The following is a 12,252-nucleotide window of genomic DNA, read 5'->3' as shown; positions in this document are numbered from 1 at the left end:
CGCTCCTGAAACAACATCGGGTTTTCAGTGTGGGCCGATTAATTGAACGATATACACTGTGAAAAATGAACGCCAGATGAACGCTGTATTAATTCAAATCCATGATTTCTAAATAGAAAATTCATCCTTCCATCCAGTAAGGTTTGTCGACATTCTGTGAGGCCAAATTAACCACTGGAGTACATCATGCGTTTACAAACCCTGCTACACCGGAATGGCCCTGCACTGGGGCTGGCCGTGTTGTTTGCACTTGCGAATCCCACCGCAGTTTATTCAGCGGATTCGCCTCAGGTACAGGATCTTGAACGTCGAATTGCAGAGCTTGAGCGCATACTGCTGGACATCCGACAGGCTCAGGATCAGGCTAAAGTTCAAGCCAGCGCACCTGTGCAGGTGGCAGCCCCTGTGAAGGAAGTTGCGCCCGTGGCCAACAACTCTGGCAATGAATTGCAGTTCAGTGCAATCGCCCAGTTTGATGCGAGGTTTTTTGTCTCAGGACAAAGTGCCACCGGTGCTGAATTCGACGATGGCTTCCTGCTGCGCCGAATTCGTCCGACATGGTCGGGCAAGGTGCAAGGCATTGGTTTTCGGATTGTTCCCGAGCTGAGTGGCAACGGAACCGGGGCCAACATTTCTTTGCTGGATGCGTTTGCGGATGTGCCCGTCGCCGCCAATCAGTTTGTACGAATTGGGAAACAGAAAACAGCCGTGAGTATTGACCGAATCAGGGTTGCGACAGCTCTGCCTTTGATCGAAAGGGGCTTGGCCAATGAACTGGCCCCCAACCGCGATTTGGGTTTGAGCTTGAACTCAAGCTGGGTTGATGGGCGTCTTAACACTGTGTTTGGTCTATTCAATGGTGCTGCTGACGGACGTGATGTGTCCTCAAGGGATGATGCCGGTAAGGAGATTCAGGCCCGTGTGTTTGCTGAACCGTTTATTCATGACTCGTCCGTATGGAAGGGCTTGGGTTTTGGCGTGTCTTTGACGCACGGCAGCAAAAAATCGTCCACGGGCAACGCGGCCAACACCGCCAATACCTTGGCCCGCTACAGGTCGGCTTCTCAGGAGGAGTTTTTTACCTATGCCAATGGTGTGGCTGCATCGGGCACGCATCATCGCCTGTTTCCACAGTTGTCCTACTTTCACCAGAACTGGGGCGTGGTGGCTGAGTATGGAATCTCTGAGCAAGAGCTCACTCGTGCTGGTGTTGAAAAAAGCGTTCGAAACACCGGTTACGACTTAACGCTGTCTTGGGTACCCACAGGTCAGCCCATCACTTTCAGAGGGGTCAAGTTGGGGCAGGGAAACAGTTCAGGCGCAGTTGAGTTGGCGTTCCGGGTTTCTGGCCTTGACATCGATGATGCGGCCTACCGGGGTGGGGCTGACAGGCTGGCTGACCCGGATGTTGCGGCACGCAAAGCCAGAAACCTTGGCGTGGGTTTGAATTGGCACATCAACAAGGCAGCGAAATGGTCTGTAGATTTCAACAGCACTCAATTCAGCGGCGGGGCGCTGGGTGGCCGCGATCGCCAGGAAGAGCAGATCGTCATGAGCCGCTTTCAGTTGGTGTACTGAGCGGGGCTCAGGCCCATCGTTGACGGGCCTGAAGCCCTCGGTTAGAAACCGTGGATGTAAAGCACTGAGGCAATGTGATTGGTTTGGTTCTCCCGCCCAGTGGTGACGTTGACCACTTGGTTCAGATAACCAAATTCAATCCTTGATTTGTCCGAGGTTTTGAACAGCATTCCTGCAAAGGCACGGTTTTGATTGATGCCACTACCACCGGCCCAGTTGGTGTCGTTCAGGTTGATGAATAACTCGTTCCAACCCAGATAGCTCCATGCACTGCCTTGCGACACAGGGTGACTGAAGCGGATCATTTGACGCAAGCGATGGGACTGATCGGGCTGGCCTTGCAAGTCCCGTTGTTCCAGCCGGGTGCGTGAAAGCCAATTCAAGGTGTCCCATTTACCGGTCACTTGGTACTGTTGCCACAGGCGGTTTTCACTGGTGCTGCCCTGGTTGTTGCGGGTTTCGACGTGGGCGTATCCCAGCCAAAGGGTCGACCGGTCGGTCAATGCATAACTGACCGCCGGGCGAACAATCAACTGGTCTTGTTTGGTCGCGTCGTCTCGAAGCCGATTCTGGATTTCTAGGAACCACCGTGTGGTGCTGCCCAATTGACCTTCAGTGATGAGCGAACTCCAAAGGCGGTTATCCTCTTGGTTGGCGTGGGCGGCAGGGGCCAGTCCAACACAGCCAAGCAGGAGCGCGCTGGCCAGTCGGCGTGTCATTGATGCGTTCATGTCTGTTTCCTGAAGCGGACATAGAAAGCTCGAAGTGTAGGTGGGGCAGGTGTCTAATGGGCTGACCGAAAAATGAACAAGTCTGCTCAAAAAAATGAACAGAAGATGAACAACTTAAAGAGAGTTTCACAGTCCAAGGGCACAGGGATTACTGGTGTTTCACTTCGGTTACGGGCAAGTAGTCCGCTGACCAATCGACTTCACCGCAATGAGGTTTCAAAATGATGTTCAAATCAAGGCTGTTTTGGGCCTTCAGCGTACTGGCCATCGCGTCAGTCATTCAGGGCATATTGGGTGGGTCCATCTTGCAGGTGGTCGACCAGAACATTCAACGCGGGCGCGTCGCCAACGAATTGCTGGTGGGGTTCATTGATTTGTCCGCCAACAAGCAACGGCTGCGTATCCTGCTGTCTGAAGAATTGCTGGGTGGGCCTGTTAATCCTGATGAAATCGCCCAAATTCAGAAGAACATGTTCTCAATTCTCGATCAGCTTGACCGGCTGGCCAAGCGGGCCTCGGCCTTGTATGCCAATGATCGGGAAATGGATGCCGAACACGCTGCGCGTGCCAATGCCATTGAAATACTTCGGAAAAGTGTCAAAACCCTCCAAGGCAATGTCAATGCGCTGATGGGGCAGCCAAGGCGCGATGCTGTGGAGTGGCGCCACATCAATCAGGCGTTCGACATGAGCGATGGTTTGGATATGCGTACCCTGCTGGCCGAAAGCATTTCCCGGGAAAAGATTGCAACAGCACGTGACCGGGCCGCTGCGGATGCTTCACTGAAATTACTCAACGTCATCGCCATTTCAGCCACCATCGGTTTGTCACTGATTGCTGTGGTGCTCGCGGGCTACTTTTCCAAGGCTTTGCGCAAGCCACTTCAACGCATTTCCAATGGTGCACGCGAGCTGGAAAGCGGCAACCTGGACTACCGAATTCCCGAGAACTCCAATGATGAGTTCAGCGAACTGGCGCGCTCGGTCAACCGCATGGCCAGGGAACTGTCCCGCTTGCGCGGGCAGGAGATTGAGGCGCGTGAAGAATTGGAACGTTTGGTGACGCAGCGAACTTATGAAGTTCAAGAAGCGTTGCACCGGCTTGAGAAGCTGGACCTGCGACGTCGGCAAATGTTTGCCGACATCAGCCATGAGCTGAAAACACCCACCACAGCCATTCGTGGCGAAGCTGAAATCACCTTGCGCGGCAAGGACAAGGAAATTGAGGAGTACAAGGACACCTTGGTGCGCATTCGTGATGGTGCCAAACACTTGGGCTTGGTGATTGAAGACATGCTCACGCTGGCCCGAAGCGACATTGATTCATTGGCTGTGGACCGCAGCCCTTTGCGCTTGAATGAGGTGTTGTTTGAATCGATGAATCAGGTTATGCCCACCGTGCACAAGAAAAAGATGTCTTTGAGTACCGAACTGGATACGCGTGCGATGGTACTTGGCGATCGTCAGCGCCTGACACAACTGTTTGTGATCCTGCTGGACAATGCCGTTCAGTACTCAGCGCAAGGGTCTGTGGTCAGCGTACGCTGCACCGAATTGCAGGATGCTGAAGGCGGACGCATTGCTCAAGTGGAAATTGAGGACCACGGCATTGGTATACCCTCTGAAGAGCTGCCGCGCGTGTGGGACAGGCATTTCCGGAGCGACAACGCCAAACAAGCCAGGCCTGACGGCAGCGGCCTCGGTTTACCGCTGGCCAGCGCCCTGGCACGCGCCCATTTCGGCAGCATCGAGTTGCGAAGCACCTTGAACCAAGGGACCACCGTTCGTGTGGTTCTGCCAGTTTTTGAATCCACCTTGGAGGTTGAAGTTTGAATATTCTGATTGTTGAGGACGACGCACGGGTTGCTTCCTTCCTTGAACGTGGCTTAAAAGCCGAGGGTTATCTGGTTCAATGGGCCAAGAACGGTGCAGAAGGACTGGCCTATGCCCGTGAGCTTGCGCAAAACATGGGTGAAGGCGACAAGGCCGTCATTTTGCTGGACGTGATGTTACCCGACATGAATGGCTTGAATGTTTGCCAAACCTTGCGAAGCACTGGGGTGTTCATTCCGGTGTTGATGCTATCGGCTTTGAGTGCCATGGAAGACCGAGTGGCGGGTTTGCGTTTGGGGGCCGACGATTACCTGCCCAAGCCGTTTGCATTTGAAGAGGTGCTGGCCCGAATTGAGGCATTGTCCCGTCGCAGCATTCAAGCCAATCGCCAACGAAAATCAGTGCTTCAAGTGGCTGACCTGGAACTTGACCTCGACAAGATGCGAGTCAGCCGTGCCGGCCAGCCTATTGAGTTGACGGCCAAAGAACTGGCTTTGCTCGAATTGTTGATGAGTGCCCCCGGCCGCTTGTTCAGCCGCGAGCGTATTTTGGCCAGTGTGTGGGCAGTGAATGAAGACCCATTGACGAATGTGGTGGATGTGTACATTCGGCGTCTGCGCGCGAAGATCGACATCGAAGGTCTCAAGCCCTTGATTCAAACCCAGCGTGGCCTCGGCTATCGCCTAGAGGAGGGCACGTAATCCCACTGCCCTGAAATACTTTTTCATCTTTCGTTCATTCTTTCTCGCTCCGAAATTCATGGATTGATCAGCCCCCCTGTCAGGTTCGCTCTCCACAATGGTTTGCAGGCAGGCAAGCAAGATCAATCGTAAAGCCTGTTGCCGGGAGTGCATGGTGCACACCGGTGAACAACCCGCAAATGAATGAAGGAGTACCCCATGAACGTGATCGCACTGAAAAAAACTGCCCTCATTTCCGCTCTGGTTTTGGGCACATCGGCACCTTTGGTTGCCTCTGCAAATGCCCCCGTCGTCAGCTCGAACATTACTGAAGCTGAAGTGCTGGCAGCCCAGCAAGCATGGGGCAAGGCCCTCGTACAAATCTCTCGCGATTTTGAAGCCGGTGGCCTGAACAAAGCCCGCGAAACAGCCAATGCCGTGTTGGACGCTGCTTATGGTTACAACATGGGCCCTGTGTTGTTCAAACCGACACTGACCGTAGCGCCCCAAACTTTCCGAACCACCAAAGAAGGTGCCTTGGCTTACTTCGTGGGTGGTGACAAGAACTACCCCAACGACAGCGGCTTTGCCCTCAAAGGCTGGCGTGCAGTGGACGTGAAGAACACGGGTATTCATCTGCACGGCAATACCGCGATCTCCATGGGCAATGTGTCTATCACTGACAAAGCAGGCAAAGTCACCACAGTTGACAAAACCTGGGGCTACGTGAAAGACAGCACAGGCAATCTGCGCATCGTACTCCACCACTCCTCGCTGCCTTACTCCCCCAAGTAATGCAAGACGACTAAGCCGAGAGGGGCATTCCCTCTCGTCCTACACGACTCAACGAGGACAGCAATCATGACAATGAGCACACACGTGTGGCGCATTTCCGCCATGACAATTGCGGTGCTGGGTGCGTTGGCGGCCATGCCTGCCAAAGCCCAAACCGGCAAGTTGGTGTTGACCGGCGGCGTCAGCACCATTGAGGGCGCCGGTGGTGGTGGCCTGACCCCATGGGCCTTCATTGGGACCCAAGCCACAGAGAACGAGTGGGGGGTTGCCACCAACCTGACCCATGTTCGAACAGACGATTACTCCTTGAATGCTCAGGGCGTGAGCTTTGGCTGGGACGACAAGCTGGAGTTGTCACTGGGGCGTCAGTCACTGGACACTGGCATCACAGGGCAAGGTTTGGGTTTGCCTGGCCTGAAACTGGACCAAACCATTGTGGGCGTCAAGTACAAACTGTTCGGTGACGGCGTACTCGATTCCGACAGCAACCTGCCGCAGGTGGCCATTGGTTTGCAGCACAAGTCCTTGGACAGCACCGGGCTTGACGCCACGCTTAATGCATTGGGTGCAAAGCGCACGGGCACTGACTTCTACGTGTCCGGCACCAAGCTGTTCTTGAAGCAAGGCATCTTGGTGAACGGTACCTTGCGCGCCACCAAAGCCAACCAAAACGGTTTGCTGGGCTTCGGCGCTCGTCTGGGTGGCGATGAAACTGATTATGACTTTGTGCCCGAGGTGTCTCTGGCCAAACTGCTGCGCAACAACGTGGCGGTCGGCGTTGAATACCGGGTCATGCCCAACAAGCTGGAGAACGCAGGGCGTGCCGCTGGCCTTGGCAATGGTTTGGCGGCCGATGACTGGACAGACCTCTTCGTCGCCTGGGCACCCACTAAAAATGTGTCCCTGACCGCTGCTTATGTTGATCTTGGGCGCATTGTGCCTGCCACCACGGGCAACCGGGATCAACGTGGTGTGTATGTGTCCGCGCAGTTCGCATTCTAGGAGTATCAATCATGAACAAGTCGATGATGGCTATTTTGGTGGCCAGTGGTTTGATGTTGAGCGCCCCAGTGATGGCACAGCCCGCGCAGCCCAGTCTGTATCAGCAGTTGGGTGGCAAGGACAACATCCGGAGTTTGATGGATGACTTTGTACAGCGCCTGAAGGCCGACAGCCGGATTGGTGAGCAGTTCAAAAACACCGATGCAGCCCGACTGGCCTCTCAGCTCACTGACCAAGTGTGTGAGGCAACCGGTGGCCCGTGCAAGTATGTGGGCCTGGACATGAAGGCTGCGCATGCAGGCATGAACATCACCAAAGCCCACTTCAATGCGTTGGTGGAAGTACTGCAGGCCAGCATGAACGCCAAAGGTGTGCCCTTTGACAAGCAACTGGAAATCCTGTCCATGCTTGCACCGATGCACCGGGATGTCATTACAGTTCGCTGATTGATCACCCTTCCGGGATGCGTCGCGCAGGTTGCTCCAGCGGCGCATCCCATTTTTTTGGTAGTACCGATGAAAATTCTGATCATTGAAGACGATGCGCGTGTGTCCTCTTTCCTGGATCGAGGCTTGAAGGCGGAGGGCTACAGAACAACGGTTGCAGCCACTGCCTCTGTCGGCCTGACCTTGGCCCGTGAGCTGGCCAACCCGAAATCAGAGTCGTCTGAAGAAGCGGTCATCCTTCTGGATGTGATGTTGCCTGACGGCTCCGGCCTGGATGTTTGCCAAACGCTGCGTGCCGAGCGAAATACCACCCCCATTCTGATGCTGACCGCTTTGAACACTGTTCAGGACCGTGTGCTTGGCCTGCGGACCGGGGCCGACGATTACTTGGGCAAACCGTTCTCGTTTGATGAACTGCTGGCCCGAATTGAAGCGCTGAAGCGGCGTGGTACACAGGTGAATACGGTCAGCCAAAGCCGAAAGCTGAGTGTGGCCGACCTCGAACTGGACTTGGAGCGCATGAAGCTGACCCGCGCTGGCCGTGAGGTTCAGTTGACGGCCAAAGAGCTGGCGCTGATCGAATTGTTGATGAGTTCGCCCGGCCGCTTGTTCAGTCGCGAGCGTATCCTGTCCAACGTTTGGGGGCTTAATGAAGATCCGCTCACCAATGTGGTGGACGTCTACATTCGCCGGCTGCGGTCCAAGATTGATCTTGAGGGGTATCCTCCGCTGATTCATACCCAGCGCGGACTGGGCTACCGGCTTGAATTGCTGGCTGAAACTGAAAGCTGATGCACCATGAACAAGGGCCTGTCAAGACAGGCCCTTGAGCATTCAGCAGGTGTTGATCAGAAGTTGTACTGAACCTGCAAGCGCAGTGCATCGCTGGTGAAGTTGGCATAGTCAGCCCGACCCAGTCGGTTACCCGTCACAATGTTGGTTCTGTCCATCATGTGATACACGGCAGTCAATTCCACTTCTTTGCTCAATTGCCATTCCACACCAAGCTCGATGTCATTCACCTCGTTCTTGGGTGCATTGGTCTCCGCCTTGTTGTAGCCATCAAAATACTGCCACTTGATGAAGGGCAGCACATTGCCATAACCGTTCGTTTTGTGCAGGTACATGGCCTGAACGTAACCGCCAGAAATGTCACGGTCGTCAATCAGGCGAGTGTCATTCTCAAGGCCTGGGCTTTTACCCCAGTTCCATTCAGCTTGAAGGCCGAAGGGTTGTGGATACATCACCGCCGACACCCCCACACGCTGGTCATCGAAGCCGTCACGCAGGCGCGGGTCGTTGGTATTGTTGGCCACTGAGGTGGTGTTGGTGCCCGGTGTGTTCACGTTCGCCGCAGTGCGAAACGCCCCGGTGGTGGGCACAAACTTGCCGGTGTAGCCCTGAATGCCAAACTCATAGAACTGGCCTGACGCTGTTTTAAAAGGCTGTGTGTAGCGGGCCACGGTGTGCAGCCCGTCGTTGGTGTCGCGCCGGTTCGAGCCCTGGCCGTTGTAAAGGCCCAGAGCAAACTGACCATAGTTGCCAGAGTGTTTCAGGCCTGCTTTGGAGATCTCCGAAAACAGCTTCTGCACTTCAGTGGGGGTGTAGTAATAGAACACACCCGTGTCACGCTCATCCCTGACCGCACTGTTCAAGGCATCTGCACGGTCCAGTGTCAGGCGGTTCTGGCTGGATTGCAGGTTTTCGAAACCGTATGGCACTTTGGATTGACCCACCCGGAAGCGATGAACCTTTTCCTTGTCCAGTGCGATGTCACCGTAGGCGTCGCGCAGCTGGAAGAAGTTGTTGTTGCCGGTGCCCGCGGCGGATGCAAAGTCCGGTTGAATGTAGTAACTGAACTTGTCGCCAATGTCGCCTTGGAACACCAGACGACCCCTGCGAATCAGGAAGTTGTCAACGTTGTTGGACAGGGAATTCGTGTCACCCACCGAACGGTCGGTCCACAGGTCGATGGCTTTGTCACCACCGACCAGGGTTGAATAGCGCGCTTGCACATAGCCACGAATCTTGATGCCTGAGGCTTGTGTTTTGGAGTTGTTGTCGGCAATTTTTTTGTCAACTTCCGCAAGTATCTCCTGCTTGCTCACAGGGGCAGCTTGTGGTGCTGACGCAGGGGCTGCATTGTCCACAGCGCGAAACTTGCCCATGGGTACGCGGCCTTCACCGGGCTCAGCAAAAATCTGCTTGGTGCGGGTGTCTACATACAGTTCAAGGTCGGAAGCCAGCAGGGGGCTGGCTGCGGTGATGCCCAGACTGCACACAACAGCCCAGGACAGTGTCGTTCGTACTGCTTTCATTCGTTTCATCCTCAAGCGAATACAGAAAAATCTGCGTGAGGAGAGTGTGTTGCAGTCCTGTTACAGTGCGAATATGAACAGATGAAAGGCGGAGCTACTCTAGATGAACGCGAGATGAACAAAAAGCCGGGCCTTGAGTGGAAGGTGGACTCAAGGCCCGGGCCGTGCCTCACGCATCAGCGTGCGGACTTGGCAAAGGAGCTGTTGTCAGACTTGCGAACCCATGGAGTGATGACTGTGCCGTCGCCCACACCCACATACTCATACTGATCCATCTTGGCCTGCATTTCCTGACGGCTGGCCTTGCTCAGGGGGGCCTCGAACGTCACCACTGTGGCGTCGCCTTGGAATCCGCGGTCTGCAGGCACTTGGGCCAGCACTTCAGCGCGGGTCAGGTTGGATTTCAAGTTGGTCGGTGGCAGGTAGGTGCCATCGCCGTTGGGTGTTCCGAAAGCGTGGGCTGTACCCATGGTGACCATCAACAGGGCCAGTGTGCTTACAGTGCGTGTGATCATGGTGTTACTCCTTGGTGGTTGATTTTCAGTTCACGACACGTTTGTCGTTGAGATCATTCTGCGATTGCTGGCTGACTGAACGCTGCGCAGTTTCATGAATGTCAGACATGCGTTGTATGAACAGAAAGTGAACGTCAACCCGGCTTGGTTGAGCTTTGATATCGTGTCCCCGTTTCTTCAAATGATGAGAAAAGAAATGGGAATGATTGGCGTTAACAAAGACAAGTGGTTGCGGAGCTGCTTGGGTGTAACCCCAGCGATGCTGGCCTGCACCTTGGCACACGCCAATGAGCCACCCGTTGAGCCCAAACCGTTGGCCACAGTTCAAGTGATTGCAATCGGTGGTGACGCTGAACCGTTGGGCAATGCGCAAGTACTGCAGCAGGCGGACCTTGATCGGTCCCGGGCCTTCACCGTCAATGAGGCTTTGCGAAAAGTTCCAGGCTTGAATGTGCGCGATGAGGAAGGCTTTGGTCTGCGGCCCAACATCGGTTTCCGGGGTTTGAACCCAACACGTTCCACCAAAGTGACCTTGCTTGAAGACGGGCTTCCTTTGGCCTATGCGCCGTATGGTGACAACGCCAGCTACTACCACCCACCGATTGACCGATACGCCCGGATTGAAGTGCTCAAAGGCGCCAACACCCTGCGTTTTGGTCCACAGACCATCGGCGGCGTGATCAACTATGTGACGCCTGAGGCGCGCCAAGCGCCCGGCGGCTATGTCCAGATGGCCGCTGGTAACCGAGGGTTCAAGAATCTGCGAATGAACTGGGGCAACGGGGGGTTCGCGGCTGATTTCACCCGCAAGGCTGGTGACGGTGCGCGCGACAACACGCGGCATCAACTTGATGATTTAAACCTGAAGTACACGGCAGCCTTGAATGATCAACATGCGTTGACCCTGCGCGCGAACCTGTATGAAGAGCAGTCCACAGTCACCTACGCAGGTTTGACTCAAGCGGAATTCGAGCGGCAAGGGCCGCGTTACAACCCCTTCAGAAACGACGAGTTTTCAATTTTCCGGACGGGCTTGTCGGCTACGCATGACTTTTTGCTGGACTCGCAGACCACATTGACCAGTAGCGTGTATTACTCCCAATTTGACCGCGATTGGTGGCGGCAAGCCAGCAGCAGTCAGGATGCCCAATGTGGGCCTGCATTCAACCAAGCCCGTTTGGCAGGCGATGTGGTTGACCCCGGGGTCTGCAATTCCGTTCAAGGGCGCTTAAGGTTTTATGAAACCTGGGGTGTTGAGCCTCGCCTGATCGCGCAGAACAGCTTGGGCGAGTTTCAGTTGGGCTTGAAAGCGCATGTGGAGACGCAATCGCGTCAGCAGGTCAATGGCCTTGGCCCCAACGCACGCACTGGGGCGCTGTCTGAAAACAACGCCCGCGAAACCACAGCCTTCGCTTTCTTTTTGTCCCAACGGTTTGATTGGGGCCCTGTGAGTGTGACACCCATTGTGCGCCACGAGTCGATTGACGTTCGGCGAACCAACAGGCTTAACGGCACAGGAGGGCAAACAAGCCTACAAGCGGTGTTGCCCGGCTTGAGTGCCGATTGGCGGCTGAACCCAAAGTGGACTGCGTTTGCGAGTGTGCATCGTGGTTTTGCACCGCCACGTGTGGAGGATTTGATCGGCGTCTCGGGCACCGTCACCGAGGTGGATGCCGAGGAGTCTGTTCAGTTTGAGGCGGGTGCCAAGGGCAAGCTGGGGGACAACGGCTGGCTGAACGCCACGGTCTTTCGAAATGATTTCGACAATCTGATCGCTGTGGGTTCCATCGCTGGCGGCAGTACCCCGCTATCACAAGGCCAGGCGCTGTTTCAGGGGTTTGAGTTGGACCTCAAGAGCATCATTGCCCAGGGGTGGAGCAGCAAAGTGGCCTACACCTGGTTACCCGAGGCCCGTCAGAGCACCGCATTTCGTAGCGTGGTCGATGGCAGCGCAGTGGGCTTTGCGGGTCGTCGTCAGCCCTACGCGCCCGAACACACCTTGACCGCCGCGTTGCGCTACGAGCAAGGGTGGGTGGCGACAGAACTCGAAGCCCAGCACATTGGCCGTCAGTTTTCTGACTTTGCCAACACCGTGGCTTCAAGCCCGGACGGGCAACGGGGTGAAATACCCGCCAATACCCTTTGGAATGCGTCGGTGAACATTAAAGTAGACACCTCGACCACGGCCTTCATCGTTGCCAAAAACCTGCTGGATACTGTGGCGATCGTTGACCGCACCCGGGGCATTTTGACGGCAGTGCCTCGGTTGATTCAATTTGGAGTGCGCTACCAGTTCTAGCTGCCCAAAACAAAAACCCGCCCAGGGTGAGGGGGCGGGTTCCTGCGCACAGAGCG

11 protein-coding genes are annotated in these 12,252 nt (G+C 55.3%); 8 read left to right on the top strand and 3 right to left on the bottom strand.

All coding sequences use genetic code 11. The annotated features are described in order from the left end of the window. The first annotated feature begins 186 nt into the window (after window positions 1–186). A complete protein-coding gene (locus ACK4FF_RS08000; protein WP_409707104.1) occupies window positions 187–1,578 on the top strand; it encodes an OprO/OprP family phosphate-selective porin in 1,392 nt (463 codons plus the stop codon). A gap of 41 nt (window positions 1,579–1,619) precedes the next feature. Here the strand turns inward: ACK4FF_RS08000 and ACK4FF_RS07995 are convergent, their stop codons facing one another. After that, window positions 1,620–2,309, bottom strand: a complete 690-nt coding sequence (locus ACK4FF_RS07995) for a DUF2490 domain-containing protein (protein WP_409707101.1) — start codon at window positions 2,307–2,309, stop codon at window positions 1,620–1,622. A gap of 221 nt (window positions 2,310–2,530) precedes the next feature. Between ACK4FF_RS07995 and ACK4FF_RS07990 the strand changes: the two genes are divergently transcribed. The 6 genes from ACK4FF_RS07990 to ACK4FF_RS07965 all read left to right on the top strand — a co-directional run bounded on the left by ACK4FF_RS07990 (window position 2,531) and on the right by ACK4FF_RS07965 (window position 7,856). After that, the gene (locus ACK4FF_RS07990; RefSeq protein ID WP_409707098.1) at window positions 2,531–4,141 is read left to right on the top strand and encodes an ATP-binding protein; all 1,611 of its coding nucleotides are present in this window, start codon (window positions 2,531–2,533) and stop codon (window positions 4,139–4,141) included. Continuing rightward, window positions 4,138–4,842, top strand: a complete 705-nt coding sequence (locus ACK4FF_RS07985) for a response regulator transcription factor (protein WP_409707095.1) — start codon at window positions 4,138–4,140, stop codon at window positions 4,840–4,842. Before ACK4FF_RS07990 ends, ACK4FF_RS07985 begins: the two co-directional genes overlap by 4 nt. Before the next feature lie 198 nt (window positions 4,843–5,040). Then, window positions 5,041–5,616 carry a phosphoribosyl-AMP cyclohydrolase gene (locus tag ACK4FF_RS07980; RefSeq protein ID WP_409707092.1) on the top strand — a complete coding sequence of 192 codons (576 nt, stop codon included), beginning with the start codon at window positions 5,041–5,043 and terminating at the stop codon, window positions 5,614–5,616. Window positions 5,617–5,682: 66 nt separating this feature from the next. Then, the gene (locus tag ACK4FF_RS07975; protein WP_409707089.1) at window positions 5,683–6,618 is read left to right on the top strand and encodes a DUF3034 family protein; all 936 of its coding nucleotides are present in this window, start codon (window positions 5,683–5,685) and stop codon (window positions 6,616–6,618) included. An 11-nt stretch (window positions 6,619–6,629) separates the two neighbouring features. After that, on the top strand, window positions 6,630–7,064 hold the full coding sequence (locus tag ACK4FF_RS07970; protein ID WP_409707087.1) for a group I truncated hemoglobin: 435 nt from the start codon (window positions 6,630–6,632) through the stop codon (window positions 7,062–7,064). Window positions 7,065–7,133: 69 nt separating this feature from the next. After that, entirely contained in the window at window positions 7,134–7,856 is a 723-nt protein-coding gene (locus ACK4FF_RS07965; protein ID WP_409707084.1) for a response regulator transcription factor, read from the top strand. Window positions 7,857–7,912: 56 nt separating this feature from the next. On the opposite strand, the gene ACK4FF_RS07960 is transcribed toward ACK4FF_RS07965, so the two are convergent. Together ACK4FF_RS07960 and ACK4FF_RS07955 are read right to left on the bottom strand one after the other, a co-directional pair. Beyond that, window positions 7,913–9,382: a porin gene (locus ACK4FF_RS07960; RefSeq protein ID WP_409707081.1), complete on the bottom strand. Its 1,470-nt coding sequence runs from the start codon at window positions 9,380–9,382 to the stop codon at window positions 7,913–7,915. Window positions 9,383–9,558: 176 nt separating this feature from the next. Further along, the gene (locus ACK4FF_RS07955; RefSeq protein WP_409707078.1) at window positions 9,559–9,897 is read right to left on the bottom strand and encodes a hypothetical protein; all 339 of its coding nucleotides are present in this window, start codon (window positions 9,895–9,897) and stop codon (window positions 9,559–9,561) included. A 94-nt stretch (window positions 9,898–9,991) separates the two neighbouring features. Here ACK4FF_RS07955 and ACK4FF_RS07950 point away from each other — a divergent pair, with 94 nt between their 5' ends. Further along, a complete protein-coding gene (locus ACK4FF_RS07950; protein ID WP_409707075.1) occupies window positions 9,992–12,196 on the top strand; it encodes a TonB-dependent receptor family protein in 2,205 nt (734 codons plus the stop codon). Window positions 12,197–12,252: the final 56 nt, after the last annotated feature.

This window comes from Limnobacter sp., from assembly GCF_046297615.1.
GTDB lineage: Bacteria > Pseudomonadota > Gammaproteobacteria > Burkholderiales > Burkholderiaceae_B > Limnobacter.
This window is presented reverse-complemented; position numbering and strand designations above follow the sequence as displayed.

What these genes read in the sequence shown, in the direction of transcription:
- ACK4FF_RS07950 (WP_409707075.1), top strand. Translation starts at nt 9,992, where the DNA reads ATGAATGTCAGACATGCGTTGTATGAACAGAAAGTGAACGTCAACCCG.
- ACK4FF_RS07955 (WP_409707078.1), bottom strand. Translation starts at nt 9,897, where the DNA reads ATGATCACACGCACTGTAAGCACACTGGCCCTGTTGATGGTCACCATG.
- ACK4FF_RS07960 (WP_409707081.1), bottom strand. Translation starts at nt 9,382, where the DNA reads ATGAAAGCAGTACGAACGACACTGTCCTGGGCTGTTGTGTGCAGTCTG.
- ACK4FF_RS07965 (WP_409707084.1), top strand. Translation starts at nt 7,134, where the DNA reads ATGAAAATTCTGATCATTGAAGACGATGCGCGTGTGTCCTCTTTCCTG.
- ACK4FF_RS07975 (WP_409707089.1), top strand. Translation starts at nt 5,683, where the DNA reads ATGACAATGAGCACACACGTGTGGCGCATTTCCGCCATGACAATTGCG.
- ACK4FF_RS07970 (WP_409707087.1), top strand. Translation starts at nt 6,630, where the DNA reads ATGAACAAGTCGATGATGGCTATTTTGGTGGCCAGTGGTTTGATGTTG.
- ACK4FF_RS07980 (WP_409707092.1), top strand. Translation starts at nt 5,041, where the DNA reads ATGAACGTGATCGCACTGAAAAAAACTGCCCTCATTTCCGCTCTGGTT.
- ACK4FF_RS07995 (WP_409707101.1), bottom strand. Translation starts at nt 2,309, where the DNA reads ATGAACGCATCAATGACACGCCGACTGGCCAGCGCGCTCCTGCTTGGC.
- ACK4FF_RS08000 (WP_409707104.1), top strand. Translation starts at nt 187, where the DNA reads ATGCGTTTACAAACCCTGCTACACCGGAATGGCCCTGCACTGGGGCTG.
- ACK4FF_RS07990 (WP_409707098.1), top strand. Translation starts at nt 2,531, where the DNA reads ATGATGTTCAAATCAAGGCTGTTTTGGGCCTTCAGCGTACTGGCCATC.